This is a genomic window from Paenibacillus sp. EKM301P (assembly GCF_011800295.1).
Taxonomy (GTDB): Bacteria; Bacillota; Bacilli; order Paenibacillales; family Paenibacillaceae; genus Paenibacillus; species Paenibacillus polymyxa.
Genome location: NZ_JAALFM010000124.1, coordinates 1 through 297, shown reverse-complemented (window position 1 = coordinate 297; position 297 = coordinate 1). Strand labels below are relative to the sequence as shown.

Sequence of the window (297 nt, the reverse complement as noted above, 5' to 3'; positions counted from 1 at the left end):
AGCCAAACACCATGGTTGGCTTTATAAAACTTCACTTGATTAGCTAATGCCTTTGCTGTGTCGACTTCGAGGATCACTAGTTCTCCACGTCTTTTGCCTGCTAAAATTGCAAACTCAAGCAATTCAGACATATGTATATACTTTCTCCCCATCGGCTTAATTCCTTCGGTGAAAATGTTATGGATTACCTTTGTGTTTGTACCGTGATAGAAAATCGTTAGTGGAGTAGCTTCCTTATAATTCAATCTGCCTGCACTGTGCCCGTAATTAGCTCTTATGTACCCATTAACCATCTCA

1 protein-coding gene is annotated in these 297 nt (G+C 40.1%); it reads right to left on the bottom strand.

Going from position 1 to position 297, the window contains the following annotated elements:
• Nucleotides 1-293, bottom strand: a 293-nt coding sequence (locus HFD99_RS25135; protein ID WP_238797321.1) for an RNA 2'-phosphotransferase, incomplete at its 3' end; no start/stop codon positions are given.
• Nucleotides 294-297: the final 4 nt, after the last annotated feature.